Origin of the sequence: Novosphingobium sp. 9U, from assembly GCF_902506425.1 — a bacterium.
Taxonomy (GTDB): domain Bacteria; phylum Pseudomonadota; class Alphaproteobacteria; order Sphingomonadales; family Sphingomonadaceae; genus Novosphingobium.
Genome location: NZ_LR732469.1, coordinates 1681236 through 1708128, shown reverse-complemented (window position 1 = coordinate 1708128; position 26893 = coordinate 1681236). Strand labels below are relative to the sequence as shown.

Below are 26893 nucleotides of genomic sequence, written 5' to 3'. Positions count from 1 at the left end.
CCAGCGCAGCAAGCGCTGGCGCGGATCGACATGTGGAAGCTGTCAGGTAAGGTCGAGAGGCCGCCGATGACCCTCATGTCGCTCCAATCGACACGGGAGGGAACGAGGATGCACTACCACTTCAGCAAGCGCGCCCTGCTTGCGGCGACGGCCCTGGGTACGATCCTGGGAGCGGGCACGATCCTGGCGGCGCCAGCCCATGCGCAGGACGCCTCTGGTGGTGCCGAGGACGCCGATGCGATCGTGGTTACCGCCCGCCGGGTCGAGGAAAACGTCCAGGACGTGCCGATCTCGATCACGGTGTTCAACCAGCAGCAGCTGCTCGATCGCAACATCACCAGCACCACCGACCTCGCCACCTACACGCCCGGCCTGGCGCTGAACGGCCGCTACGGCCCGGACAAGGCGAGCTTCATCATCCGCGGCTTCTCGCAGGAGCTCAACACGCAGCCGACGGTCGGCGTCTACTTCGCCGATGCGGTGGCGCCGCGCCTGCAGTCCAACATCGGCGGCGGCAACGGCGCGGGACCGGGCTCCATGTTCGATCTTCAGAACGTCCAGGTGTTGAAAGGTCCGCAGGGCACGCTGTTTGGCCGCAACACCACCGGCGGCGCGATCCTGCTGGTGCCGCAGAAGCCCACGGACCGCGTCGAGGGCTATGTGGAGGGCACTTACGGCAACCACGACCAGAAGCGCGTGCAAGCCGTGCTGAACCTGCCGCTTGGCAATGCCTTCAAGGTGCGCTTCGGCGTGGACCGCAACAAGCGCGACGGCTGGCAGAACAACCGCTCCGGGATTGGACCGGACAAGTTCACCGACATCAACTACACCGCGCTGCGGCTTTCGATCCTGGCCGAGCTGACGCCCGAGCTCGAGAACACCACCGTCGCCAGCTACGTGCGGTCCTCGACCAACGGCACCGTGCCCAAGATGGTCTATTCCAACGGCTACTTCGACAATCCGGTGGCGACCAATCCCTTGCGTGGGTCGGTGGGATCGACCGGGCTGGCTGCCCTGCTGGGCCCCAGCATCCGCAACCAGATCCTGCGCCAGAATGCCGCCGGCTATGGCTACTACGATGTCGAGAACAACGCGCCGAACCCTTACGTCAAGAGCACGACCTGGCAGATCGTCAACACGACGACCTGGAACGCCACCGATATGCTGACGATCAAGAACATCGCCAGCTATGCCGAAGCGCGGGAGCGGTATTCGTTCTCGCTCGATGGCGACAATGTCGCGTTTCCCTTCGTCATCACCTACCCGGGGCCGACCGGGCGCACGCAAGGCTCGCAGTCGACCTTCTCCGAGGAGTTCCAGCTGCAGGGCCGCAGCGCCAGCGACAGGTTCACCTGGCAGGCCGGTTACTACATGGAGATCAGCGAGCCGATCGGCAGCCAGGAGCAGTACACGCAAGTCGCGGCGAATTGCACGGACGTCTATACTTTCCGCTGCACTACCTTGTCTCCCGCGGTCAGCAGCGTCTCGGTTGCGCGCAACAATTACACCTTCCACAACTACGGGCTCTATGCGCAGGGCACCTTCAAGTTCACCGACCAACTCAGCCTGACACTGGGCGGGCGCAACACCTGGGACTGGGAGAAGGAGACCGCGGACAACGTGCGCGTGGTGCCTTCGGCTGCGGGTGCGATCGCGGTGTCGTGCTCGCGCGCGCGCACGCCGGTGCCGAACCCCGGCCTCAACGCACTGCTGACCAGCGGCGCCTGCACCCGCGAGTTTACGGTGAAGTCGAACAAGCCGACCTGGCTGATCGACCTCGACTACAAGCCCAACGACGACCTGCTGTTCTACGCCAAGTACGCGCGCGGCTATCGGGCGGGCGGCATCAACGAGGCGAACCTGGGCGCGGAAACCTGGGCTCCCGAAAAGGTCGACGACTACGAAGTGGGCTTCAAGGGCAGCTTCCGCGGGCCGGTCTCGGGCAACGTCAGTCTCGGTGGTTACTGGAATGAGTTCAGCAACCAGCAGACCACCGTCAGCATTCCGCAGTGCGCGCCGCTGGGCAATCCGGCTTGCACCAATCCCGCCCCCACCGGCATCAACGGCATCCAGAACATCGGCAAGTCGCGCATGCGCGGCATCGAGGCGGACGGCAGCGTCGGCTATGGCCCGGTGCGGCTGGACTTCGGCTATTCGTACTTGCAGGCCAAGGTCCGCAGTGCACGCGCGCCGATCTGCTCGAACGCCAGCTTCGTCTGTTCGCAAGCCTCGTTCCTGGGGGCAGGGGCGACCTTGCCGTTTTCGCCCAAGAACCGGGTGACGCTGACCGGCACCTTCACTGTGCCGATGGACGAGGCGATGGGTCGCCTGGCGCTTTCCGCAACCTATGTCCATACGGACAAGCAGATATCGAGCTATTCCAACGCGGTGGCCTTTGCGCAAGGTGCGTTGCCTTACGACGCCGGGATCAGCCCGCCGACGGACTTGCTGAACCTCAACCTGAATTGGCGCGGTGTGGCCGGCTCACCTGTGGACCTGGCGTTGTTCGCGACCAACGTCACCAAGGAAAAGTACTGGGTCGCGATCGTGAACGGCCTCTCGTCGCTGGGCGGCGAGGCGGTAGTTCCGGGCGAGCCGCGGATGTACGGCATGCGGGTGCGCTACACCTTCGGCCGCTGAAGTCGCCCGATCAGGCCACGAACGGCGCGATTTGATCCCACTTACGCAATCGAGCCCCGGGTCGCACCGGCACGAGTTGCAGCATGGTCAGCACCAGCAGCACTGCTGCAGCAAGAGCGTAGCGCTCGCGGAACGGCACGTTTAGCAGCGGGCGATCGGCGATGAAGCCGGGCGGGTCGGTCCAGCCCGGCACTATCAGCGCTAGCCAGCAGCCGAGCACCAGCGGCAGCGCCCAGCTCGGCCGCGCGAACTCGCGGGCGAGGGCGGTGACGATCGCGGGCAGGACCATCGCGTAGTGATAGCCCCAGGCATTGGGCGCGGCGATCAGCGAGGCGCACAGCAGCACGTTGAGGCTTTCGAGCGGGCGGGTGTCCTGCGTCAGCCGCTGGTGCGCCATGGCCGCTAGGATGCCTGCCGCAAGCATGGCTTTCGACAGCCACTGCACGGCTTGCGGAATGGCCACGAAGTGCTGCACCGGCGCGCCGCCGCCCGCTGCAACATGCGCCGCGGCTCCGGCGATCGAGTAGGCGACGCCCGGCATCGTGTAGCCTTGTGCGTGGGGCAGCAGTTGCAGGAAGTACTGCCGGTAAAGCTCCGGCGCCGCCCACAGCAGGCCGACGAGCCCCAGCGCCAGCGTCCACAGCACCGCCGCCACCGCCGCAGGCAGCTTGGCGCGGGTGAGGAACAGCGCCGGTACGAGCGCCGGGTAGATCTTGAGCCAGAACCCTAGCGCGATCGCGAGACCTGCCCGTCCCGGCGCTCCGCGGGAGGCGAACCACACGCCGGCAACCGCGCTCACCATCAGCAGCACATTGACTTGGCCGGCCGCAAGGCAAGTGCCGATGGGCGCGATCGCCAGGCCCATGATGACGGCGGTCCACGCGTGCCGGCGCGCGATCGGCAACAGCGCGACGATCATCGCGCAGGCCAGGGCAAGCCCGGCGATGACCACCCCGGAGTGGATCAAGAACGCCGTCTGGATCGGTACCTGCGACAAGGCATGGAAGTAGAGGATCGAGGGCGGCGGATAGACGAAGCCGCTGACGAACTCGTCGTTGTGGCAGATGTCGTAGGGCCGGATCAGGTCGGCGCTGCCGCACATGTAGGTGCGAAAGTCGAGCGTCAGCGCGGCATGTCCAGCGCCCTCGCGCAGCACTTGCGCGAATTCGACCAAGTGATGGAGCACCAGCAAGAGGCCGAACGCACCCAGGAGCAAGGGCCAGGCCCGGAGCCACCTGGCGAGATGATCCGGCCTTGATCTGTCCACCCGCAAGCCCTTCGCCGTGCCGCTTCCTCGCATACGTCTAAGTACAGAGCGTTGAATCTTGGTGAAGGTGGCCTCAGTTGACTTGGCCTGCGGTCTCCCGCAACGCTGAACGGGAAGGGAAGCCGAATGTCCGTCGCAGTGCGCAGGGTTGGAGCAGAGACGTCGGCGACGCGGGCGCTGATCGTCAAGGCCGCCGAGGACCTCATTCGTGACGAGGGCTACGCCTCGGTTAGTACGCGCCGCATCGCCGCTCGGGCCGGGCTCAAGCCTTCGCTGGTACACTACTACTTCCCGACCACCGACGACCTGCTGATCGAAGTCTCGCGCCGCGGCGCTGCGGAGAGCGACCGCATGATCGAGGAGGCGCTTGCCTCCGACGATCCGCTGGGCGCGCTATGGAGCTTTTTCGTCGATACCAGCCGCACTGCGATGGCGCTGGAGTTCATGGCCATGGCTAACCACCGCGACGCCTTGCGTGCGACTATGGCCGAACACAGCGAAGCGATGCGCCGGCGCCAGGTCGAGATCCTGGAGCATGTGCTGGGCGAGCGGCTGCTCGGTCCGGACGGCTGCCCACCTGCGGGGCTCAGCGTGGTCCTTGCCGGCATCGGCCGCGCGATCGTCATGGAGGAAAACCTGGGCGTGAAGTCCGGCCATGAAGAGGCACTGGCGTTCGTGCGCGACTGGCTGGGCCGGCTCACCGCGCGAAGCGTCGCCCAAGTCCCTGACTGAGGGGCCTGCATCCGGTTGATCAGAGTGATCGCCGGCGCGCTCTGGACGTAAGCCGCAGTGGCGGCTTATAGCGGCAAGAACAGTGTTCCCGCCGCACTTTCCGGAGAGAAGTTTCGATGTCCGTCGCCACCAAGACCGTCCTGCAAGCCGAAGACATCAAGCCGCAGATCGGCGCCCGCGTGCTCAACACCAAGGAAGAGCTGCTGTCGGGCGAGATCGCCGGCGAGATCCGCGAACTGCTCGAAGCGCGCGGCGTGCTGGTATTCCCCAAGATCGGCTTCACCAGCGACGAGCAGGTCGCCTTCACCAAGACGCTGGGCACCTTCGCGCCCGAGCGCGGTGACGGCGAGGGCATCACCAAGATCACGCTCGACGCCAAGGAGAACCCGTCCAGCGCCGAGTACCTGAAGGGCTCGCTCTATTGGCACATCGACGGCACCCGCAATGACGTGCCGATCCTCGCCTCGCTGCTATCTTGCATCAAGCCCTCGCCCAAGGGCACCGGCAACACCGGCTTTGCCAACACCTACAGCGCCTTCGAGGCGCTGCCCGAAGACAAGAAGGCCGAGTACGAGCAGTACAAGGTCATTCACGGCCCGTGGGAGTCGCTGTTCTACTACGAGCCCGAGCCGAGCCTCGCCAAGCTGCAGGGCTACATGGCCATCGGCGAGCAGGTGCTGCCCCTGGTGTGGAAGCACAAGTCCGGCCGCAAGAGCCTGGTGATCGGCTGCACTTCGGTGGCAGTCGAGGGCAAGACTCCTATGGAAAGCGCGCTGATCATCCATGGCTTGCGTGATTGGGCGACCGGCCCCGACTTCACCTACAGCCACGAGTGGGAGATCGGCGATCTGGTGATGTGGGACAACACCGGCACCATGCACCGCGCCGAAGCCTACGACCCGACCTGTGGCCGCATGATGCACCGCACCAAGCTGGAAGGCGAAGAGGCGTTCGCCTACGCTTAAGTTCCGATCCTCTCCCCGGCGGGGAGAGGATGCTGGCCACCCGCCATCGCTTGACCCTCTCCCGCCGCGCTGTACACTCGTTCAGCACAACGATGCGGCGCGAATGCCGGCACGGGAAGGGACGAGACATGGCAACGGTCACCAGCACCTGGGACGTCAGCGACGCAGCCGAGAAGATCGGCACCGTCATCCGCACCGACAAGGACACGCTGCTGAGCGGCGCGCGTGCATCCGACATCCGCGAGCTGATGGAAGCGCGGGGCGTGATCGTCTTTCCGCAGATCAACCTCTCCGACGAGGAGCAGATCGCCTTCACCCACACGCTAGGCACGTTCGCGCACGAAGACGGCGAGGGATCGAAAGAGGGCAAGGACGCCGTCTATCCGATCACGATGGACGAAAGCGTCAACCCGATCGCAAGCTACCTTAAAGGCGCGTTCTTCTGGCACATCGACGGCACCATGTCGGACAAGCCGATCCTCGCCTCCATCATGAGCGCGCGGGCGCTGGCGCAGGAGGGTGGCGAAACCGACTTCTGCAACACCTATGCGTCCTACGATGCGCTGCCCGAAGACGAGAAGGCGGCGATCGCGGACCTGCAGGTCGTCCACGCCATGTGGCGCTCGCAGCTCTACTGGAAGCCAGAGCCCAGCTTCGGCGAACTCGACGCCTGGATGGCACGCGGCAGCAACACCCTGCCGCTCGTGTGGAAGCATCGCTCCGGCCGCAAGTCGCTGGTGCTGGGCGCCACCGCGCTGCAAGTCGAAGGGCTCGACATCGTCGAGAGCGAGAAGCTGCTGGTGCGCTTGCGCACCTGGGCGACGCAGCCGCAGTTCTGCTATCGCCACACCTGGTCGCTGGGCGACATGGTGATCTGGGACAACACCGGCACCATGCACCGCGCGCTGCCCTACGATCACAAGTCCGGCCGCCTGATGATGCGCACCAAGCTGGAGGGTGAGGAGGCTTTTGGTTGAGCTGACGCGCGAGCCGAGCTCGGCACGAACTGGGATGTGGGACGCATTAAACGGTCGCTCTACCTGTGCAAACGCCCCCAGCCTTTCACTTGGCGTTCAGCCCCAGCGTAGCTATAGACCCGCCATGCTCGACCAATCGCGATTGAAGCCCGTCCTGTTTGCCGCCGCTGCAGGAGCGATGATCCTGACTGCGGGTTGCGCCGGTCGGGGTGGCGGCAAGAAGGACACAGCGTACGTCGCGCGCGATGTCGACACGCTCTACACGGCCGCGCAGGATCGGCTGGATCACGGCCAGACCAAGCAGGCCGCCGCGCTGTTCGACGAGGTCGAGCGCCAGCATCCGTACTCGCCCTGGGCGCGCCGTGCTCAGCTGATGAGCGCGTTCAGCTATTATGTCGCACGCGACTACAACAAGGCGGTGCAGTCGGCCGAGCGGTTCCTCTCGATCCACCCGGGCAACAAGGACGCGCCTTACGCCTACTACCTAATCGCCGTCTGTTACTACGAGCAGATCAGCGACGTGACGCGTGATCAGAAAATCACTCAGCAGGCCAAGCAGGCGCTGACCGACGTGGTCCGCCGCTATCCGACTACCAGCTTCGCGTCAGACGCCAAGATCAAGCTGGACCTCGTCAACGATCACCTTGCCGGCAAGGAAATGACGATCGGGCGCAATTACGAGCGCAGCGGCAAGTGGCTGGCGGCGACGCTGCGCTTCCGCAACGTGGTCGACAATTACCAGACGACCAGCCACGCCCCCGAAGCGCTCTACCGACTGGTCGAGGGCTACATGTCGCTGGGCGTGCCGGACGAGGCACAGAAGGCCGCCGCCGTGCTCCAGCGCAACTATCCGGGCAGCGTCTGGTACGAGCGCGCCTACAAGCTGCTTGGCCGTCATGCACCTGAGACGGTCGCGGCCTAGGAGCGGGTGAGGTTCCACTTTGCGGCAGCGCTGAGCTACCGTCTCACGACGAAGTGAGCGTGCCGAAAGCCTGATCCATCTAGCTACAAAGTTGACATTTGTGCGCGGCAGGCGTTGAGTCTGCCGGCATGCTTTCGCAGAAGACCCGCTACACCATCCGCGCGCTCCAGCACCTGGCGGATCGCTACAAGCAAGGGCCGGTCAGGCTCGACGAAGTGGCGACTGCGCAGAATATCCCGCGCAAGTTCCTGACTGTGATCCTGTCCGAACTGGTGCGCGAGGGCATCGTCATTTCGCACCGCGGCCGGTCGGGCGGCTACGAACTCGCGCTGCCGCCGGTCGACATCCGCTATGGCGACATCATCCGCATCACCCGCGGCAGCCTCGCGCTCGTTCCCTGCGCCAGCCGCAATGCGCACGAGACCTGCGCCAACTGCCTGCCCGAAGCCGACTGCCGCCTGCGCGGGCTGATGCTGCTGCTGCGCGATGAGATGGCGACCATGCTCGATCGCATGTCGCTCGCCGACCCGATCGTGCCCGAGCCGCCGTTCGTGGGCGAGCCGGAAGCCTGAGGGCTCCGTCGTTCCGGGCTCGACCGCGATCGGTTCCGACAGTGACGAACCTATCGCCTCCAGCATGATAGCACGCGAGATGCCGATACCGGTCGCGGGTCTGGCGCGGAACGACGACAAACGAAACTCTACCATTCAAGTTGGCTCAACAAAGTTTCGCTTGGGCGCATGCAACATGAACTTACGTTGTCTATCTACAAAGTAGAGTTAGACGGGTCGCCGAAGGGAGCGACTCATGGGACTGCCGAACACCACTGAACCGACCAGGATCGATCGCGGCAACGGGGTCGTTCGTGGTGACGGCACGCGAGGCGAGGGCGCCAACCACGCCACTCTGGCCGCGGTTGCCGATGCCTTGTCACGCCTTCGCTATGGCGCGGTCCACCTCACCGTACACGACGGAAAGGTGGTCCAGCTCGACGTCACGGAGCGCCAGCGCTTCACCTGAAGGGAGGACGAGGGGGCTCGTCCGACAACACGCAACATCAATGAACGGTGGGGGCCGGAGAGAAACCGGGGCTGCCAATTTCCTACGAAGGATTTGGAACATGAATGCGTTCGTCCGTCTAAGCTTGATTGCATCGACCGCGCTGATCGCGCCGGCTCAGGCCTTTGCCGCAGACGCGGGTGCAGCGGATGCTGCCGCCCCGGCGGAGCAGCCGGCAGACCAGGAAGGCGGCTCTGCCCGCACCGCGACATCAAGCGACGTCATCATCGTCACCGCGCGTCGCCGCCAGGAAACCGCGCAGGAAGTGCCGCTGGCGATCTCGGTCATCCGGGGTGACAGCATCGAGGCGACCGGCAACTTCAACGTCGTCAAGCTGCAGCAGCTGGCGCCGACGCTGCAGGTCTACACTTCGAACCCCCGCAACACCTCGGTCAACATCCGCGGCCTGGGCGTGCCGTTCGGCCTTACTTCCGACGGCTTCGAGCAGGGCGTCGGTATCTACGTCGACGACGTCTACAACAGCCGCGTCGCCGCCGCGACCTTCGACTTCCTCGATGTCGCGCAAGTGGAAGTGCTGCGAGGGCCTCAGGGCACGCTCTACGGCAAGAACACCACCGCGGGCGCGATCAACATTACCACCAACCAGCCGACCTTCGACTTCGAAGGCCGCGCCGAAGTCAGCGCCGGCAACCTCAACTTCAAGCAGGGCAAGGCCGCCGTGTCCGGCCCGCTAAGCGACAAGGTCGCCGCGCGCATCGCGGTCGCCACCACCAGCCGCCGGGGTGTGTACTACAACACACGCACGCAGCGTTACATCAACGAACAGGACAACCTGGGCCTGCGCGGCCAGCTGCTGTTCCGCCCCAACGATGATCTCGATATCACGCTCTCGGGCGACTACAGCAAGCAGGACCCCGAGGGCGTCGGCACCGTGTTCGTCCGTGTCGGCACCACCCAGCGCCCGCTCAATCGCCAGTATGACGCACTGGTCGCTCGCATCAACGCGGCGCGCGCTGCGCAGGGGCTGCCAGCCTATGCCGTGCCGAGCCGCAATCCCTACGACCGCCTGACGGACCTCGACAGCAACCTCAACGCCGGCAACAAGATCGGCGGCGCCTCGCTACGCGTGAAGTGGGACGTGGGCGGCGGCACGCTGACCTCCGTCACCGCCTGGCGCTTCTGGGATTGGAAGCCCGAGAACGACCGCGACTTCACTGGCCTGTCCATCGTCTCGCGCTCGCAGAACCCATCGCAGCAGGACCAGTACAGCCAGGAACTGCGCTACAACTACACCAGCGACCAGTTCGACTTCGTGGTCGGCGCCTTCGCCTTCAAGCAGCGCATCGACACGCAGGGCACCGAGCAGCAGGGCAGCGACGCTGCGCTGTGGAGCCTGGCGCCGTCGACCGATCCCAACAACGTCGCCAATCGTCCGGGCACGCTGGCCGGGCTGACCGCCAGCAACACGCAGTACCTCAAGAGCACCAGCGCCGCGTTGTTCGGCCAGCTCGCGTGGAAGGTCACGCCGGAGCTGACCATCCAGCCCGGCCTGCGCCTGAACTACGACAAGAAGTCCGGCTTCTACCAGCGCATCGTGACGAATGGCGCCGGCCAGGTGATCACCAGCTGCGCACCCTCAGCCACGACCGGCAATGCCGTGCTCATCGCGCAGTGCGGCGTGTATCAGCCGCAGATCAGCGCGCCATCGGATAGCGACTGGAACTTCACCTACGATCTCAACGTCAACTACAAGATCGCGCGCGACGTCCTTGCCTATGCGACATACGCCAAGAGCTTCAAGACGCTGGGCATCAACCAGAATGGCCTGCCGCTGAACGCCGACAACACCGTCAACTACGATGCGGCCACGGTGAAGCCGGAATCGGTCAACCACTTCGAAGTGGGTCTCAAGACCCAGTTCTGGGACCGCCGCGCCACCTTCAACCTCACGGCCTTCCGCACCGAGATCAAGAACTTCCAGGCGACCGTGAACGGTGGCCAGTTCGGCACCGTGCGCGGCTATCTCGCCAATGCCGAGAAGGTGCGCTCCCAGGGTATCGAGGCGGACTTCAAGGTGCGCACCAGCGAGCGCTTCACGGCGTACCTCAACGGCGCCTACACCGACGCGAAGTACAAGAAGTTCACCAATGCGCCGTGCCCGCCCGAGCTTGCCGGCGGCACGCTGCAGGCCGCGAACGCCACGCCCGACTACTCGCGCCCAGGCGTGCCCGGTGCGCTCAGCCCGCGCCAGTGCGACATCTCGGGCCAGGACCTGCCCGGCGTATCCAAGTGGGCGTTCTCCTACGGTGCCGAGGTCAACGCGCCGGTCGAGCTGCTGAGCAACGAAGGCCAGGTCTACTTCGGCGTCGATGGCAACTACCGGTCGCACTGGAACTCCAACGCATCGCCCTCGATCTACACCAACGTGAAGGGCTACGCGCTGACCAACTTGCGCGCGGGCTTCCGGGCCGAGGGCTTCGACGTGTTCGGCTGGGTGCGAAACGCCTTCGACGTCCACTACGAGGACCTGCTGCAAGTGGCTCCCGGCAACGTCGGCCTGATCGCCGGCCAGCCGGGCGACCCACGCACCTGGGGCGGCACGATCAAGTACAACTTCTGATCGTAAGAACCCCGATGCCAAATTTTCCCCTGCGTTCACCGCGACTTCGTAAAAGGTGGGTGCCGGGGGCAACTGGTACGCTCGACTTTGCGCATCTTATGCTAAGTTGAGACGTTATTGTTAAGTGTTCCGGCCGTGCATCCCCTTGCCGCGAGCCGGATACAAGCCGGGTGACGCATCGCGCGCAGCGCGCTAGAACGCGAAGCGAACATGCTCACCCGGCTTTCCATCCGCAACATCGTCCTGATTGAGGCGCTTGACCTTGAATTTGCAGGCGGACTTGGCGTCCTCACCGGTGAGACCGGTGCGGGCAAGTCGATCCTGCTCGACGCGCTCGGCCTCGTCCTCGGCAACCGTGCCGATAGCGGCCTGGTCCGCAGCGGCGAGGATCGGGCCAGCGTCACCGCCAGCTTCGAATTTGCAGCGCTGCCCGACTCGGTGCGCCAGGCGCTCGACACCGCCGAGATCGAGATCGAGCCGGGCGAGCCGCTGATCCTCAAGCGGCAACTGCGTGCGGACGGCGGAAGCAAGGGCTTCGTCAACGACCAACCTGTCGGCGTCGCGCTGTTGCGCGAACTCGCGCCCGCGCTCGTCGAGATCCACGGCCAGCACGACGATCGCGGCCTCGTCAACGCGCGCGGCCACCGCCAACTGCTCGACCGCTTCGCCGGCGGCGAGGAGACCACGGTCGCCGCCGCCTGGCGCGAATGGCGCGATGCGCGCGACGTGCTGGACGCCGCGCAGGCTCGCGTCGCCCAGGCGGCCGAGGACCGCGATCTGCTCGTCGCCTACGTCGAGGAGCTGACTGTGCTCGCACCCGAAGCGGGCGAGGAGGAAGAACTCGCGCTCGCCCGCGCGACGATGCAGAAGGGCGAGAAGCTGTCCGAGGACATGGCCGATCTGGAGCACCTGTTCCAAGGCTCCGATTCGGCCCTCGCCTCCTTGCGTACGGCGGCACGCAAGCTCGACCGCATTGCGTCGGAGCACCCGTTGCTGGAAGAGGCGCTGGCCGCGCTCGACCGCGCCGTGATCGAGGCGGACGATGCCGAGGACAAAGTGCGGGCCGCCGCCGAAGCGCTCTCGTTCGATGCCGCCGAGCTCGACCGGATCGAAACGCGCCTGTTCGAACTGCGCGCCGCCGCTCGCAAGCACGGCTGCCAGGCGGACGACCTGCCGGCCAAGCTAGCCGAGATGCGCATGGCGCTCGACGCGATCGAAGGCGGCAGCGAGGAACTGGTGCGTTTCGAAGCCGCCGCTGCGGCTGCCGGCCAGACCTATCGCGCCCAGGCCGAGGCGCTGCACGCCACCCGGGTCGCCGCCGCGCTGCGCCTGGACGACGCGGTGGCAAACGAACTCGCCCCGCTCAAGCTCGACGCTGCGCGCTTCCGCACTGCGGTGGCCGACTTGCCCGAAGAGCGCTGGGGCGCGCATGGCATGGATCAGGTCGAGTTCCTGATCAGCACCAACCCCGGCGCGCCGTTCGCCGCGCTCGCCAAGATCGCCAGCGGCGGCGAACTCTCGCGCTTCATCCTCGCTTTAAAGGTCGCACTCGCCGAAGAGGGCGGCGCCGCGACGGTGATCTTCGACGAGATCGACCGCGGCGTCGGCGGCGCGGTGGCGAGCGCCATTGGCGAACGCCTCGCCCGGCTGGCCAGCGCCGGCCAGCTGCTCGCCGTCACCCACAGCCCGCAGGTCGCCGCGCGGGGCACCCGCCACTACATGATCGCCAAGTCTAGCGAGGGCACCGTCACCCGCACTTCGGTGGTGCTACTGAGCGAAGCCCAGCGCAAGGAGGAGATCGCCCGCATGCTCTCCGGCGCCGAAGTCACCGACGAAGCCCGAGCACAGGCGGATCGGTTGCTCGAACGAGCTTGAGCCGCAACTGACCTCTGGCATTCGCGTGGCTGCGCGTTAGGAAATCGGCATGAGCGAAATGCCCTCCGAAGCCGAAGCCGCCAACGAACTCATGCGCCTCGCCAAGGCGATCGCGCGGGCGAACCGGCTCTACCATGCCGAGGACGCGCCGGAGATCTCCGACGCCGAGTACGACGCGCTGGTTCGCCGCAATGCCGAGCTGGAGGCGGCCTATCCGCACCTGATCCGGCCCGATAGCCCGACCAACAAGGTGGGTCACGAAGTCGCTGCCTCGCCCTTGTCGAAGGTGCGGCACGAGGTGCGGATGATGAGCCTCGACAATGCCTTTTCGCCTGACGAGGTGGCAGAGTTCCTGGCGCGGGTGCGCCGCTTCCTGGCCTTGCCCGAGGACGCGCCGGTGGCGGTCACGGCGGAGGACAAGATCGACGGCCTGTCCTGCTCGCTGCGCTACGAGCATGGCAAGTTGGTGCGCGCGGCGACACGTGGCGACGGTCAGGTGGGTGAGGATGTGACGCCCAACGTGGCGCACATCGCCGACATTCCGCAGCAACTCACCGGCGAGGTGCCCGAGATCTTCGAGGTGCGTGGCGAAGTCTACATGGAGAAAGCAGCGTTCCTCTCGCTGAACAGCACGCTGATGGACGATGCGCGCGCTTTGGCAGAGGCGCGAGGCGAGGCATTCGACGACAGCAAGGTCCGCCAGTTCGCCAACCCCCGCAACGCGGCCGCCGGCTCGCTTCGTCAGAAAGATGCGAGCGTCACGGCCAAGCGACCTTTGCGGTTCTGGGCGCACGGCTGGGGCGCAGCAAGCTCGGTACCCGGCGACACACAGAAAGAGGTCATTCGCAAGATCGCAGGATGGGGGCTGCCGGTTTCGCCCGACTTCCGGCTCTGCCAGACGCTGGACGAAATGCTTGCCGCGTACGAGGCGATCCGCGCGCGCCGTTCGGGGCTGGGATACGAGATCGACGGGGTCGTCTACAAGGTCGACCGGCTCGACTGGCAGGGGCGGCTGGGCTTTGTCGCCAAGGCGCCGCGCTGGGGACTTGCGCACAAGTTCCCAGCCGAGCGCGCCGAGACGGTGCTGGAAGCCATAGACATCCAGGTCGGCCGCACCGGCAAGCTGACGCCGGTCGGGCGGCTGCGACCGGTGCTGGTTGGCGGCGTCACGGTCACCAACGTCACTCTGCACAACCGTGACGAGATTGCGCGGCTGGGGGTGCGCCCCGGAGACCGCGTGGTGCTCCAGCGCGCCGGCGACGTGATCCCGCAAGTGGTCGACAATCTCACCCGCGAAGACGACCGCCCCGCATATGCGTTCCCTGACCACTGCCCCCAGTGCGGCTCGGAAGCTGTGGCGGAGGAGGGCGAAGTCGACGTGCGCTGCACCGCCGGGCTCATCTGCGCGGCGCAGCGCACCGAACGCTTGAAGCACTTCGTCAGCCGCGCCGCGCTCGACATCGAAGGCCTGGGCGAGAAAACGATCGACGAGTTCTTCGCACTCGGCTGGCTGGAGAGCCCGGCCGACATCTTCCGTCTACGCCGGCGCCGCTCCGAGCTGCTCGGCCGTGAAGGATGGAAGGAGAAGTCTGTGGACAACCTGTTGGCAGCAGTGGAAAACAAGCGTGCGCCCGATGCCGCGCGGCTGCTGTTCGGGCTGGGCATCCGCCATGTCGGTGCCGTTACCGCGCGCGATCTGCTCAAGCGGTTCGTCTCTTTGCCGGTGTTGAGGGACGCGGCGGAGAAGGCCTTCATTCCCGCGGGCGAGCTGCCCTCCGACGATGCGGCAGAGGCGCGGACTGAACTGCTTTCGATCGAGGGTGTCGGGCCAGTGGTCGTCGAAGCACTCGGCGAGTTCTTCCATGAGGAGCACAACCGCCAGGTCTGGGACGACCTGCTGAGCGAGGTCTCGCCGCCCGACTATGTCGTGGAGACCAAGGACAGCGAAGTGGCCGGCATGACCGTGGTCTTCACCGGCAAGCTCGAGACCATGAGCCGCGACGAGGCGAAATCCCAGGCCGAGAAGCTGGGCGCCAAGGCCGCGGGCACGGTCTCGGCCAAAACCGATCTCGTGGTGGCAGGGCCGGGCGCCGGCTCCAAGCTCAAGAAGGCCGCGGAGCTCGGTATCCGCGTTATCGATGAGGCCGAGTGGGCACAGATCGTCGCCGCCGCGGGGTGAGGCCGACATGGCCTCTCAAGGCTAGCCAACCTCACGACTTACTCACCCGGCCGCATGGCCCCTCTCAGACCCAGCCCAGGGTCTGCACCAGCAGCCACACGCCGATGATCAGGAACAGCCCCGCTGCCACCCAGCGCACGACGTGGAGCGGCACGCGGCGGATCAGTTCATGACCGAAGAACACTGCCGGCACGTTGGCAATCATCATGCCCAGCGTCGTGCCCGCCATGACCGGCAGCACCGAGTGGAAGCGGGCGCCCAGTGCGATGGTAGCGATTTGGGTCTTGTCGCCCATTTCGACGAGGAAGAACGCGACCAGCGTGGTCAGGAACGCCCCGAAGCGCGCAGGCTTCTGCTCGTCCTCGTCCAGCTTGTCGGGGATCAGCGTCCACAAGGCCATGGCGATGAACGAGCCCGCGATGACGTAGCGGAACCACAATCCATCGAGGAACGAGGCGGCTTGTTCGCCCACCAGCGCGGCGAGGAAGTGGTTCGCAAGGGTCGCGCACAGGATGCCGAGCACGATCGGCAGCGGGCGCTTGAACCGGGCGGCGAGGACGATGGCGAGCAGCTGGGTCTTGTCGCCGATCTCGGCGAGCGCAACCACCAGGGTCGATGTAAGCAGGGCTTCCATGATGTGTAATTCCGGGCCGGGCGCGAGGTACAATGGCATCGCACCTCCCGCCCGGCCGGCAGAAGGCACCATGCCATTGGTCTCGCCCGAACGGCGCCGACCGCTTCCGCGATCTTCGCGCCACCCTCCGCACGCCATAGCCTCTCGACCAAGTATGTTGACGTGCGGCCCGCTCGAACCCGAGCGGTCGGCTACTCCCCAATGACGGGAATGATGAGAGTCCTAAGCCTTTGCGGCGGCGCGGGCAAGCCTTGTGGCCTACCTGCACCGCACGCCGCGGGAAACGACAGGAGCGGGGCTCAGGCCCGGCGGCTCTCGCGCTCGTGCAGTTGGCGGTAGTGCTGCACGCGCGTGGCGCGTAAGCCCGGCATGCCCTCGCGGTCGATCGCGCGCTGCCACGATGCGAGTTCCTCGAGCGTGAGGCCGTAGCGCTCACAAGCCTCGCGCATGGTCAGCAGTCCGCCGTTAACCGCCGCTACCACTTGCGCCTTGCGCCTGACCACCCACCGCGACGTTTCCGGCGGCGGCAGATCGTCCTTCTTCAGTTCTTCGCCCAGTGGTCCAATGACGGAGACGGGCTTTTCGATTGCGCCATCAAGCATTGCCGTGCCTCTTCAGATGCTGATCCAGCCCCCTGGAGTTCACGGAGAGAATCGGCTGAAAAGGTTAACGCGAGCTTCTGTTGGACGGTTAATGGGCGTTAACGCGTTTTCCTGTTTTCGGCAGAATTCTGCGCACGGCGATTACTGTGGAGAACCGCCAATTTGTAAACGATGCGTTTACCTGTCCTAATTACCGGTTTTTTGGAGCCAAGGAACCTGAGCCGATGAATGCGCCCGTGAACCTCACCGGATCTCTCGCCGCGTCTGCGCACGCCACGGGCAAGCGCGCGGTGCTGCTCGGGGTCGCGCGCCACGTGACGGCGGATGGCTGCCAGTTCGCGCTGGTGGGCAGCAGGCCGAGCGCAGGGACTCGCCTGGCTTGCAAGCTGAGCGGCAATGCGCCGGTGATCGGCACTGTCCGCTGGATCGTGGAGGATCGCGTCGGCTTTGCCTTCGATCAGCCGCTGGATGCCGCAAGCCTGGCGGACCTCGGCAGCCACTGCCTCCAGGTCAAAGCGATCGAGCTGGTTGCGGCGGGCGGCCTGACGGTTCCGAGATAAGCGCGAGGGGCGATGCTGGCAGCTGCGCCCACTTCATCACCCCGCTCTGCAGCGGCGTCCAGCGGCCGATCCCCACCCCCGCGTCGGCGAGCCGGTTGCCGGTCCACTGGTTGCAAGTGTTAACGGCCGTGTACCGTCCGCCCACCTCGTAGAACACGTCCGACGCACCGTAGCCGGGATGCCGGCGCATGGGTCGCTCGCGGGGCAACTGCGCCTCGATCGAGGCAACGAGGGCGGCATACTGGTTAGCGGACAGCCGAATCGGGCGAAGGTCCCGCGATGTGGCAGGCCGCGCGTAGAAGGCGATATGGGCAAGGCCGTCGCCGCCTCGTGTCAGCACGCGTAGCACGGTGCTGGCCTTGAGATCCCACCAGGTCGGGGTGTCGAGGAACACCTCGCGCTCACCCCAGCTGATCGAGATGTGGGTGTAGGGTCGGCTGGGCCGCGTCACGTCCGAGAGCGGGAAGTCGCGCCGCCAGTCCTTCGCGGACGTCACCAGCGGCAGCACCAGCGCGGTATGGACGCCGTTGGTCTCGACCCCGATCAGGACACCGCCGGCGGTCGGCTCCTGCCAGTCGCCATTGCGCGGGATCGACGAGCCGAGCCAAGCCGCCAGCAGGTAGAGCACTACCGCCAGCAAGAGGGCGGCGATTGTCCAGCCCAGCCAGCGCAGAGCCCGGCCGCTCAGGCGCGCGACCGACGCCGCAACCACAGGATCGACCAGTCGCCAGAAACGATGCGCGCTGCCAGGCGCAGTCCCGCACGGCGGCAGGCGGCGCGCACCGCGTCCTCTTGCGTCGTCAGCAGTCCGGCGAGCAGCAGATGGCCACCGGGCACCAGCGCCGCGCCGAAGCCGGGCGCGAGTTCGACGAGCGGTCCGGCGAGGATGTTCGCCATGACAAGGTCGTAGGGTCCGCGCGCTGCGATCAGCGGGTGATCGAGGCCCTCGGCAATCGTCATCACCAACTCGCCGGGCTTTGCGCCGAGCGGAATGGCGTTCGCCGCGGCGTTCTCGTCCACCACATCGGCGCAGACGGCATCAATGTCGCTCGCCGTCGCGCTCGCCCGCGGCCACAGCGCCATGGCGGCAAAGGCGAGCAGGCCAGTGCCGGTGCCGACATCGAGATGATTGCGCACCACCACGCCGCGCTGCTTCATCGCGTCGAGCATGGCGAGGCAGCCCGCGGTGGTCTCATGGTGACCCGTGCCGAATGCCTGGCTTGCGGGGATGACGAACTCGACGGTGCCCGGCACCTCTTGCGTGGGGTGTTCGGGCGTCCGGACGACGAAGCGGCCGGCGTGGATCGGTTCGAGGTCTGCCTGGCTGACGGCGACCCAGTCCTCGTCCTCCAGCGGCTCGATCGTCAGCTCGGGATTGTCGTTGCCGAACAAGCCAAGCACCGCGGCGCGATCCTGCGCAGAAGGCTCGCGCGGCAGCCAGGCTTCCAGCTTCCACTCCTCGGGACGGTCTTCGGCGATCTCGGTTCCAGCGAGGACGATCTCGGCGTCCCAATCGACCTGGTCCTCGTGCGCGACCAGCGCCGCCTCGACCGCCTGGCGGCCTGCGAGCAGGGTCATCTTGTGGGTGCGACTCACGTGTCTTCTTTATCGTTGTCTTCGGGGGCTGTAGCTGCCCTTAAGGCCGCATGCCCACGATAGCCAGAGCAGGGGCTATGTCGACGACTGGCCCGCTCCGATCGCCCCTGCGCAAGCCTTGCGCGGTGCAGCAATTCGGCTAAGGGGAGGGGCGAAGGGGCCGTTGAAGGCCCAAGCATGACCCTAATTCATGACACAGGGGACTCGATCAAGCATGGCTCAGCAAGCCGGGACCAGGAACCGTCCGCTTTCACCGCACCTGCAGATCTGGCGCTGGGGCCCGGGGATGCTGTCCTCGATCCTGCACCGCGCCACCGGTATCGGTGCCAGCGTGGGCATTCTTGTCCTGGCGTGGTGGCTGGGCGCCTTGGTCGCAGGACCGGCTGCCTACGCGCGGTTCGCCGACCTGGCGGACTCGCCGATCGGCATCCTGGTTCTGATCGGCATCAGCTATTCGGTCATCGCGCATGCCGTCACCGGCATCCGCCACTTCGTGCTCGATACCGGCGCCGGTTACGAGCTGCAGCAGAACAAGCTGTGGGCCAACATCAGCACAGCGCTGGGCGTGATCCTGACCGCGGTGTTCTGGGCCGCGCTGCTGCTGCGCTGAGGAGCTAAGACACATGGGCAACGGAACTTCCATCGGCCGCGTGCGCGGCAAGGGCTCGGCACACAACGGCGCTCACCACTGGCTGCTGTTTCGCTACACCTCGGTCGGCAGCCTGCTGCTGACGATCTGGTTCGGCGCCTCGCTGCTGATGCTGCCGAACTTCGGTTACGCCGCGGTGCGCGAATGGCTCGCCTCGCCGGTGGCCGCGACAGCGCTCGCACTCTTCATCGTGGTCAACGTCTGGCATGCGCAGCTCGGTCTGCGCGTCGTCATCGAAGACTACGTGCACGAGGAGGGCAACAAGTTTGCCTCGCTCCTCGCGCTCAACCTCGTCTGCTTCGCAGCCGCCGCATTCGGCCTGTTCTGCGTCATCCGCCTCGCGCTGGGAGGCGCATAAGATGGCTACCGCTTCTACGACACAGCCTGCCTACAAGATCATCGACCACACCTACGACACCGTCGTCGTCGGCGCCGGCGGTTCGGGTCTGCGCGCCACGATGGGCTCGGCCGAGGCCGGCCTGAAGACCGCGTGCATCACCAAGGTGTTTCCCACCCGCTCGCACACCGTGGCGGCGCAGGGCGGCATCGCAGCCAGCCTCAAGAACAACACGCCGGACCACTGGACCTGGCACATGTACGACACCGTCAAGGGGTCGGACTGGCTGGGCGACCAGGACGCGATCGAGTACATGGTGCGCGAGGCGCCCGCCGCGGTTTACGAGCTGGAGCACGCCGGCGTGCCCTTCAGCCGTAACGCCGACGGCACGATCTACCAGCGCCCGTTCGGCGGCCACATGCAGAACATGGGCGAAGGCCCGCCGGTGCAGCGCACCTGCGCCGCCGCTGACCGTACCGGCCACGCGATGCTCCACGCGCTTTACCAGCAGAGCCTGAAGTACGCGGCGGACTTCTTCATCGAATACTTCGCCATCGACTTGATCATGGACAACGGCAAGTGCGTCGGCGTGATCGCGCTGTGCATGGACGACGGCACGATTCATCGCTTCCGTGCCAAGGCGGTGGTGCTGGCGACCGGCGGTTACGGCCGCTCGTACTTTACCGCGACCTCGGCCCACACCTGCACCGGCGATGGCGGCGGCATGGTGCTGCGTGCCGGCCTGCCGCTGCAGGACATGGAGTTCGTGCAATTCCACCCGACCGGCATCTACGGCGCCGGCGTGCTGATCACCGAGGGTGCGCGTGGTGAGGGCGGGTACCTGACCAACTCCGAGGGCGAGCGCTTTATGGAGCGCTATGCTCCCTCGGCCAAGGACCTCGCCAGCCGCGACGTCGTCAGCCGCTCGATGGCGCTGGAAATCCGCGAAGGGCGCGGCGTGGGTCCGAACAAGGACCACATCTACCTTCACCTCGATCACATCGCCCCCGAGGTGCTGGCAGAGCGCCTGCCCGGCATCACGGAAAGCGGCAAGATCTTCGCTGGCGTCGACCTGACGCGCCAGCCGCTGCCTGTCGTGCCGACCGTGCACTACAACATGGGCGGAATCCCGTGCGACTTTAACGGCCGCGTGATGACGATCGGCCCGGATGGCAATCCCGAGACCGCGGTTGAGGGTCTGTTCGCCGTTGGTGAGGCAGCCTGCGTCTCGGTGCACGGCGCCAACCGCCTGGGCTCGAACTCGCTGATCGACCTCGTGGTATTCGGCCGTGCGACCGGCCTGTACCTCAAGGACAACATCAAGCCTGGCGAGGCGTTCAACGAACTGCCCAAGGACTCGGCCGACCTGGCGCTGACGCGTCTCGATCACTTCCGCAACGCCAAGGGCGGCTCGCCGACCGCACAGATCCGCTCGGACATGCAGCGCACGATGTCGCAGCACGCGGCCGTGTTCCGCAACGACGAGCTGATGGCCGAGGGCAAGGAAAAGCTAGCGGCCACCTACAAGCGGATGGAAGACGTCCACGTCTCCGATCGCGGCCTGATCTGGAACTCGGATCTGGTCGAGACCATGGAGCTCGACAACCTGATCAGCCAGGCGACGGTCACGCTCCACGGCGCGCACAACCGCAAGGAAAGCCGCGGCGCCCACGCGCACGAGGATTTCCCGAACCGCGACGATGCCAACTGGATGAAGCACACCGCCACCTGGTTCGACGGCTGGGGCGGCAAGGGCGGCGCAGTCAGGATCGACTACCGCCCGGTGCACGAATACACGCTGACCGACGACGTCGAGTACATCAAGCCCAAGGCGCGCGTGTACTGATGCACCTTCGGCTCGCCGCGCTGGCGCTGGGGCTATGTGCCTCCGCCGGCGCGGCCGAGCCGCCCAAGCCGCCGCCCGTGCGCATTGCCGGTATCGAAGCGCGGCTGTTCTACCAGACCAGCGGCAAGCTCTCCGACGACCTCCTTGCGCGCAAGGAGCCGTTTGTCGGTTGGAATACCGTAATCGGCGAGGGCCCGGTCAGCGATGCGGCGACGGACCTGCTGGTCGATGTGAAGGTGCTCGGCAACGGCATCGACGAGCAGTCGGTCGACGATCCGCTGGAGATCTGGGTCACGGACAAGGCCGGCAAGACGCTGGCGAGGCGGTCAATTGCGAACCTGCTGGTCCCGTACCGGGGCGCGTTGCACAACGCGCTGTGGCTACGCGATGTCGGCTGCGCGGGAAAGCTGACGTTGCAGGCGCGCTTTCGCAAGCAGGTGAAGATCGCCAGCCTTGCCCTGGATTGCGGGGAATAGGCCCACGTCGTCCTGGGCTTGACGCGAGATCGGTGTCGGCAGCGATGGACCTCTCGCGCTGCCGCCCTGACGAGAGAGCGCGACAGGGCGAAATCGGTCCCGGCCAAGCCCGGGACGACGCCGGTCACCGTCCCTTGAAGCTCGGCTTCCGCTTCTCCACGAACGCATTGACGCCCTCGAGGAAGTCTTCGGTTCGCCCCGCATCGCGCTGGCCGCGGCGTTCGGCATTCAGCGCCGTCTCGTAGTCGCAGTCGAGCGCGTCCCAAGCCATGCGCTTGATCAGCCCGAGCGACTTGGGTCCGTTCGCCAGCTGCCAGGCCAGCCTCATCGCTTCGGCATCGAGTTCCTCGTCAGGCACGACCTTGGTGGCGAGGCCCCAATCGAGCGCGGTCTTCGCATCGATCTTCTCGCCGAGAAGCATCATGCGCATCGCGCGGACCCGGCCGACCGCCTTGGCCAGCAGCCAGGTCGCGCCGCCGTCCGGCACCAAGCCGACGTGCGCGAAGGCGCAGAAGAAGAAGGCTTTGTCGCTCATCAGCACGACGTCGCCGGCCGCTGCCAGGCCGACGCCATAACCCGCGGCGGGGCCACGGATCGCGGTGATCACTGGCTGTTCCATGCGCTTGATCGCCAGCTGCACCGGGTTGAACACGCGGTCGAGCTGCCCGCCGATGTCGCGCCGCGGATCCGCCAGCATGTCCTGCGCCGCCGAAAGGTTCGCGCCCGAGCAGAAGCCCTTGCCCTCGCCCGTGATCAGCACCGCACGGGCTTCGGCAGCGGCGATGTCCAACGCGTCGACCATCTCGGCACCCATGGCCTCGGTGACACCGTTCATCGTCTTGGGATCGTTCAGCGACAGCCGCGCGACGCCGTCCTCTATGGTGAACAGGATATGCTGGTAGGTCATTTCGGCTCCACTTCCGCAGCCAGGCTTTACGTCTCTACCTCCGTTCGTGTCGAGCAGAGTCGCGACGCGTATGCGCAAGGCCAGCGTGTCTCGACTTCGCTCGGTGCGGACGGGAAGGGGAGTGCGGGTTCCTGCTAGGCCAGCATCGCCCCGATACGATCCCGCGCGATCGCCTCTGCGCCGCCGATGATGCTGTCGATCAGTTCCTGGCACGTCGGGATATCGTGGATCAGGCCCTGCACCATGCCGGCCCAAAAGATGCCCTTGTCGAGATCGCCTGTCTGCAGCAGCTCGCGGCCCACGGCGCCAGCGACGTAGGGGCGGATATCCTCGAAGGTGGCATCGGGCCGAGCCGAGATCTCGACCACCTTGTCCGACACCGAGTTCTTGCCAACGCGCGCGGTGTTCTTGAATTTGCGGAAGATGAGGTTGGTGCCGCGCTCGTCGTTCTCGACGTACTTGGCTTTCACATTGGGGTGGATCGGCGCTTCCTGCGTGGCGCAGAAGCGGGTGCCCATGTTGATGCCCTCGGCGCCGAGCGCCAGCGCCGCCAGGAAGCCGCGCGCATCACCAATGCCGCCGCTGGCGAGCAGCGGGATCTTCACCTTGTCGGCCGCAGCCGGGATCAGGATCAGGCCCGGAATGTCGTCCTCACCCGGATGGCCGGCGCATTCGAAGCCGTCGATCGAGATCACGTCGCACCCGCCGCGCTCGGCCGAGAGTGCGTGGCGCACGGCGGTGCACTTGTGCAGCACCTTGATGCCGTGCGGCTTCACCATCTCCCAGATCTCGCGCACCTGCTGGGTGCCGGCGGTCTCGATCACCTTGACTCCGGCGTCGATCACGGCGCGGGCATAGCCGGCATAGTCGGGCGGCAGGATCGTGGGCAGCACCGTGATGTTCACCGCGAATGGCTTGTCGGTCATGGAACGGCAGCGCTCGATCTCCTCGCGCAGCGCCTCGGGCGAGGGCTGGGTGAGGGCGGTGAGCGTACCCAGGCCACCGGCGTTCGAGACTGCGCTCGCCAGCTCGGCGTAGCCGACGCCCTGCATGCCGCCCTGGACGATCGGATGCTCGATCTCGAGCAGTTCGGTGATGCGGGTCTTGAACGCCATTGTGCCTTGCCTCCCGTGCGGCACTTGAGTGCCGGCCCACGCTGCCTTTGTCGCGAGGTCTCGCCCCCTGCAAGCCCGATCTCTCGCCAGGGCACCGTGGGACAAGTGCCAACGCGCAGGCGATAGAGGGAGCTTGCCGTCATTGCTTCCGCTGGCCTGTGCTATACAGTCGTTCAGCAAAACATGACTCGCAAACAAATGAGGTCCGGGAGTGCTCAAGACACCTGAAGGCGGGCTGCGGTCCGTACCGTTTCCGATCGAGGATCCCGAGCGGATCCCGGCGCCGCGTTACTACGACCAGGCGTTCTACGATGCCGAGGTCGAGCACTTGTGGCCGCACGTGTGGCAGATGGCCTGCCGCGAAGAGCAGCTGCAGGACATCGGCGACTGGATCGAGTACGAGAACGTCGGCAAGTCGGTGATCGTGGTGCGCACAACCACCGGGATCAAGGCCTTTCACAACGCCTGCCGCCACCGCGGCGTGCCGATTGCGGGCGGCACCACCATCGGCTCCTCGCACGCAGTCGCGCATGGTAACTGCGCCAAGAGCGGGTTTGTTTGCCCGTTCCACGGTTGGCGTTGGAACATGGATGGCGAGAACACGCTGGTCTATGGCAAGCACTTGTTCTCCGACAAGCAGCTCGACGCTGACGACATCAACCTCGTGCCGTGCCGCGCCGAAGTGTTCGGCGGCAGTGTCTGGATCAACCACGACGACGACGCCCCCTCGTTCCGCGAAACGCTGGGTCCGCTCGCCGACCGGCTGGAGGCGCATCATCTGCAGCACCTCAAGGCGGAATGGTGTTACGGCACGGTGCTGCCGGCCAACTGGAAGGTCGCGATGGAGGCCTTCATGGAAGGCTATCACGTCATGCAGACGCACCCGCAGCTGCAGCATGCCGCGCCGATGATGTACGATTCGATGTACAAGACAGAGCGCGGACCGTTCCCGCAGATGGCCGATCCGTCGCTCAGCCACGTCGATAACCAGAAGCTCCAGATCAAGTCGATGGAGCTGCTGAGTGAAGGCATGGCGGGCATGCTCCACGAGAAGGAAGTCGAGATCGCCCGCCAGATGGTGGGCATCGAGGAAGGCCTGCCCGAAGATCGCAACCAGGCGGTGTTCATGTGGCTGGGCATGGTGATGCACCAGATCAGCGAGCAGTTGAAGGCCAAGGGCGAGCCGATCCCGGACTTGTGCGCGGTCACCCAGTCGGACCCGATCAACGCGGTCGAGTTCCTGTTCCCGCACTACTTCCTGCTGCCCTATTTCAGCTCGATGTCGGCCTACCGCATCCGCCCCCTGGGTCCGGAAAGCTGCTTCTTCGAGCTATGGTCGCTCACCTTCTTCCCCGAAGGCCAGGAACCCGACCCGGTGATGGAGCCGATCGTGCTGCCGTACGACAGCCCGGACTTCCCGCCGATCCCCCGGCAGGACTATGCGAATATCCCGATTCAGCAGAAGGGCATGCACGCCAAGGGCTTCGAGTTCATGCGCCTGTCCAAGGACATCGAGGGTCTGATCAGCAACTACCAGCGCATCATCGACGGCTATCTCGCCGGTGTGCCGCAGGAGAACCTCGCCAAGGCCAGCCATCTGCTGGGCGGCAACTTCGACGGCAAGATCGAGGATCTTGGCTTCTGAGCCGGGCCCGTCCAAGCCGGCGGGCGAACTGATCGACGAACGCATCGCCGCGCTAGGAGACTGGCGCGGCGAAGTTCTGACGCGGGTGCGCGCGATCATCCATGCTGCTGAGCCGGAGATCACCGAGGCTTGGAAGTGGCGCGGCGTGCCGACCTGGGAACGCGGCGGCGTCGTCTGCACGGGCGAGACTTACAAGGACAAGGTCAAGCTGACGTTTGCAAACGGTGCGGCGCTGGCGGACCCAAACGGGCTATTCAACGCAAGCCTCGACGGGAACGTGCGACGGGCGATCGACATCTGCGAAGGCGACGCGCTGGACGAGGCAGCACTTGCCGACCTGATCAGGCGCGCGGTCGAACTGAACGTCACGAAGAAGAGACGCTAGGGACCGGCCTCAGGCCGTCAGCGCTGCCACCAATTCGCGCACCTTCTTCTGGCGCCACTGTGGAGCAGGTGCGACCAACCAGTAGCCGCGCCTGGCGGGTTCCGGCGCGCCGAGTCCGCCGATGCGTCCGGCGTCCTGCATCTCGCGCGCCAGCAGGAGCGGGACGCGAGCGCGGCCAAGGCCGGAGATTGCTGCAGACATCGCCTGCCCGGCATCTCCTACGACGATGGCTGGTCCTTCTTCGCCATCACCTGCAGGGCTGGGATCGCCCGGCCAACCGATCCAGTCGCCGGCCCCAATGGTGACCTGCTCGGCGACACCAAGGGATACGCCCTCCAGGTCGCCCGGGCCCTCGGTCCACCGCACCGCCAAGTCGAGATTTGCTTCGGTGAAGTCGGTCATTTCGCCATCGACGATCACGTAGCGCACCTGCGGATTGTCCTTGCGGAAGGCGGCAAGGCGTGGCGCCAGCCATGCCGCGAAGAACTCCCGCGGGGCCGCGATGGTGTAGACGTGGCTGGATTGGCCCGCCTGCATCGCCTGCACGGCGTCCTCGAAGTGCAAGAAGCCAGAGCGTAGCGCTTCCAGGCCGGCGCCGGCTTCCTCAGTCAGCTCCAGGCCCTTGCTGGTGCGGCGGAAGAGCACGACGCCGAGCACATCCTCAAGCGCGCGGATCTGCTGGCCGACGGCGGCCGGGGTGACGGCAAGCTCGTCGGCTGCGCGGGTGAAGGAGAGGTGGCGCGCCGCGGCATCGAACACGCGCAGGGCGTTCAGGGGCAGGTGGGTGCGCTTCATGGCGCTGTCCTAATGAGCGGTGCCGTCGTCGGCAAGTTCCCCTTCCTTCGGGGTCGGGGAAGGATGGCGAAGCTTGGCTCTGCAGGAGACTAGCGCAGCTTGTATGGGGAGCTGGAGCTGTCCGGCAAGCGTTGGAACCCCCATCCAAC

25 protein-coding genes and 1 riboswitch are annotated in these 26893 nt (G+C 66.0%); of the genes, 17 read left to right on the top strand and 8 right to left on the bottom strand.

The annotated features are described in order from the left end of the window. Positions 1 to 108 precede the first annotated feature (108 nt). A complete protein-coding gene (locus tag GV044_RS07935) occupies positions 109 to 2640 on the top strand; it encodes a TonB-dependent receptor (RefSeq protein ID WP_159867836.1) in 2532 nt (843 codons plus the stop codon). Positions 2641 to 2650: 10 nt separating this feature from the next. Here GV044_RS07935 and GV044_RS07930 read toward each other — a convergent pair whose 3' ends face one another. Further along, positions 2651 to 3826, bottom strand: a complete 1176-nt coding sequence (locus tag GV044_RS07930; protein WP_236554792.1) for a glycosyltransferase family 87 protein — start codon at positions 3824 to 3826, stop codon at positions 2651 to 2653. Between the two features lie 207 nt (positions 3827 to 4033). Here GV044_RS07930 and GV044_RS07925 point away from each other — a divergent pair, with 207 nt between their 5' ends. The 9 genes from GV044_RS07925 to ligA all read left to right on the top strand — a co-directional run bounded on the left by GV044_RS07925 (position 4034) and on the right by ligA (position 15197). Next, on the top strand, positions 4034 to 4639 hold the full coding sequence (locus GV044_RS07925; RefSeq protein WP_159867830.1) for a TetR/AcrR family transcriptional regulator: 606 nt from the start codon (positions 4034 to 4036) through the stop codon (positions 4637 to 4639). A gap of 116 nt (positions 4640 to 4755) precedes the next feature. Then, on the top strand, positions 4756 to 5604 hold the full coding sequence (locus tag GV044_RS07920) for a TauD/TfdA family dioxygenase (RefSeq protein WP_159867827.1): 849 nt from the start codon (positions 4756 to 4758) through the stop codon (positions 5602 to 5604). 128 nt (positions 5605 to 5732) lie between these two features. Further along, on the top strand, positions 5733 to 6581 hold the full coding sequence (locus tag GV044_RS07915; RefSeq protein ID WP_159867824.1) for a TauD/TfdA family dioxygenase: 849 nt from the start codon (positions 5733 to 5735) through the stop codon (positions 6579 to 6581). Between the two features lie 124 nt (positions 6582 to 6705). Then, positions 6706 to 7503: an outer membrane protein assembly factor BamD gene (locus tag GV044_RS07910; RefSeq protein WP_159867821.1), complete on the top strand. Its 798-nt coding sequence runs from the start codon at positions 6706 to 6708 to the stop codon at positions 7501 to 7503. A 128-nt stretch (positions 7504 to 7631) separates the two neighbouring features. After that, entirely contained in the window at positions 7632 to 8075 is a 444-nt protein-coding gene (locus GV044_RS07905; protein ID WP_159867818.1) for an Rrf2 family transcriptional regulator, read from the top strand. 235 nt (positions 8076 to 8310) lie between these two features. Beyond that, positions 8311 to 8523: a YezD family protein gene (locus GV044_RS07900; RefSeq protein WP_159867815.1), complete on the top strand. Its 213-nt coding sequence runs from the start codon at positions 8311 to 8313 to the stop codon at positions 8521 to 8523. A gap of 100 nt (positions 8524 to 8623) precedes the next feature. Next, the gene (locus GV044_RS07895; protein ID WP_159867812.1) at positions 8624 to 11143 is read left to right on the top strand and encodes a TonB-dependent receptor; all 2520 of its coding nucleotides are present in this window, start codon (positions 8624 to 8626) and stop codon (positions 11141 to 11143) included. A gap of 210 nt (positions 11144 to 11353) precedes the next feature. Further along, a complete protein-coding gene (recN, locus tag GV044_RS07890; protein ID WP_159867809.1) occupies positions 11354 to 13018 on the top strand; it encodes a DNA repair protein RecN in 1665 nt (554 codons plus the stop codon). Positions 13019 to 13067: 49 nt separating this feature from the next. Continuing rightward, positions 13068 to 15197, top strand: coding sequence for an NAD-dependent DNA ligase LigA (gene ligA, locus GV044_RS07885; RefSeq protein ID WP_159867806.1), 2130 nt, complete (start codon positions 13068 to 13070; stop codon positions 15195 to 15197). 64 nt (positions 15198 to 15261) lie between these two features. Here ligA and GV044_RS07880 read toward each other — a convergent pair whose 3' ends face one another. Both GV044_RS07880 and GV044_RS07875 read right to left on the bottom strand, forming a co-directional pair. Continuing rightward, the gene (locus tag GV044_RS07880; protein WP_159871075.1) at positions 15262 to 15831 is read right to left on the bottom strand and encodes a TMEM165/GDT1 family protein; all 570 of its coding nucleotides are present in this window, start codon (positions 15829 to 15831) and stop codon (positions 15262 to 15264) included. A gap of 60 nt (positions 15832 to 15891) precedes the next feature. Continuing rightward, positions 15892 to 16043, bottom strand: a riboswitch (yybP-ykoY riboswitch). Between the two features lie 87 nt (positions 16044 to 16130). Then, on the bottom strand, positions 16131 to 16433 hold the full coding sequence (locus tag GV044_RS07875; protein ID WP_159867803.1) for a DUF1153 domain-containing protein: 303 nt from the start codon (positions 16431 to 16433) through the stop codon (positions 16131 to 16133). Between the two features lie 224 nt (positions 16434 to 16657). On the opposite strand from GV044_RS07875, the gene GV044_RS07870 reads away from it, so the two are divergent. Continuing rightward, complete coding sequence (locus GV044_RS07870; protein ID WP_159867800.1) at positions 16658 to 16993, top strand: hypothetical protein; 336 nt, start codon at positions 16658 to 16660, stop codon at positions 16991 to 16993. On the opposite strand, the gene GV044_RS07865 is transcribed toward GV044_RS07870, so the two are convergent. Together GV044_RS07865 and GV044_RS07860 are read right to left on the bottom strand one after the other, a co-directional pair. Further along, the gene (locus GV044_RS07865) at positions 16944 to 17705 is read right to left on the bottom strand and encodes a DUF2459 domain-containing protein (protein ID WP_236554790.1); all 762 of its coding nucleotides are present in this window, start codon (positions 17703 to 17705) and stop codon (positions 16944 to 16946) included. The two genes, GV044_RS07870 and GV044_RS07865, sit on opposite strands and share 50 nt — an antisense overlap. Further along, positions 17678 to 18571 (bottom strand): 50S ribosomal protein L11 methyltransferase, encoded by an 894-nt coding sequence (locus GV044_RS07860; RefSeq protein ID WP_159871069.1) that lies wholly within the window; start codon positions 18569 to 18571, stop codon positions 17678 to 17680. Before GV044_RS07860 ends, GV044_RS07865 begins: the two co-directional genes overlap by 28 nt. Positions 18572 to 18803: 232 nt before the next feature. Here GV044_RS07860 and sdhC point away from each other — a divergent pair, with 232 nt between their 5' ends. Genes sdhC through GV044_RS07840 form a run of 4 tightly spaced genes read left to right on the top strand, consistent with a single transcriptional unit; the run spans position 18804 to position 21897 of the window. After that, a complete protein-coding gene (gene sdhC, locus GV044_RS07855) occupies positions 18804 to 19199 on the top strand; it encodes a succinate dehydrogenase, cytochrome b556 subunit (RefSeq protein ID WP_159867797.1) in 396 nt (131 codons plus the stop codon). A gap of 13 nt (positions 19200 to 19212) precedes the next feature. Further along, a complete protein-coding gene (gene sdhD / locus GV044_RS07850; RefSeq protein ID WP_159867794.1) occupies positions 19213 to 19596 on the top strand; it encodes a succinate dehydrogenase, hydrophobic membrane anchor protein in 384 nt (127 codons plus the stop codon). A gap of 1 nt (position 19597) precedes the next feature. Further along, positions 19598 to 21421, top strand: a complete 1824-nt coding sequence (gene sdhA, locus GV044_RS07845) for a succinate dehydrogenase flavoprotein subunit (RefSeq protein ID WP_159867791.1) — start codon at positions 19598 to 19600, stop codon at positions 21419 to 21421. Then, positions 21421 to 21897 carry a hypothetical protein gene (locus GV044_RS07840; protein ID WP_159867788.1) on the top strand — a complete coding sequence of 159 codons (477 nt, stop codon included), beginning with the start codon at positions 21421 to 21423 and terminating at the stop codon, positions 21895 to 21897. The genes sdhA and GV044_RS07840 overlap by 1 nt, the downstream gene beginning before the upstream one ends. 124 nt (positions 21898 to 22021) lie before the next feature. Here GV044_RS07840 and GV044_RS07835 read toward each other — a convergent pair whose 3' ends face one another. Further along, a complete protein-coding gene (locus GV044_RS07835; protein ID WP_159867785.1) occupies positions 22022 to 22804 on the bottom strand; it encodes an enoyl-CoA hydratase-related protein in 783 nt (260 codons plus the stop codon). Between the two features lie 134 nt (positions 22805 to 22938). Next, the gene (locus GV044_RS07830) at positions 22939 to 23919 is read right to left on the bottom strand and encodes a nitronate monooxygenase family protein (protein ID WP_159867782.1); all 981 of its coding nucleotides are present in this window, start codon (positions 23917 to 23919) and stop codon (positions 22939 to 22941) included. Between the two features lie 211 nt (positions 23920 to 24130). On the opposite strand from GV044_RS07830, the gene GV044_RS07825 reads away from it, so the two are divergent. Together GV044_RS07825 and GV044_RS07820 are read left to right on the top strand one after the other, a co-directional pair. Then, entirely contained in the window at positions 24131 to 25564 is a 1434-nt protein-coding gene (locus GV044_RS07825; RefSeq protein ID WP_159867779.1) for an SRPBCC family protein, read from the top strand. Beyond that, a complete protein-coding gene (locus GV044_RS07820; RefSeq protein ID WP_201299033.1) occupies positions 25554 to 25949 on the top strand; it encodes a DUF1801 domain-containing protein in 396 nt (131 codons plus the stop codon). The genes GV044_RS07825 and GV044_RS07820 overlap by 11 nt, the downstream gene beginning before the upstream one ends. Positions 25950 to 25958: 9 nt before the next feature. Here the strand turns inward: GV044_RS07820 and GV044_RS07815 are convergent, their stop codons facing one another. Further along, positions 25959 to 26744 (bottom strand): LysR family transcriptional regulator, encoded by a 786-nt coding sequence (locus GV044_RS07815; RefSeq protein WP_159867777.1) that lies wholly within the window; start codon positions 26742 to 26744, stop codon positions 25959 to 25961. Between the last annotated feature and the right edge of the window lie 149 nt (positions 26745 to 26893).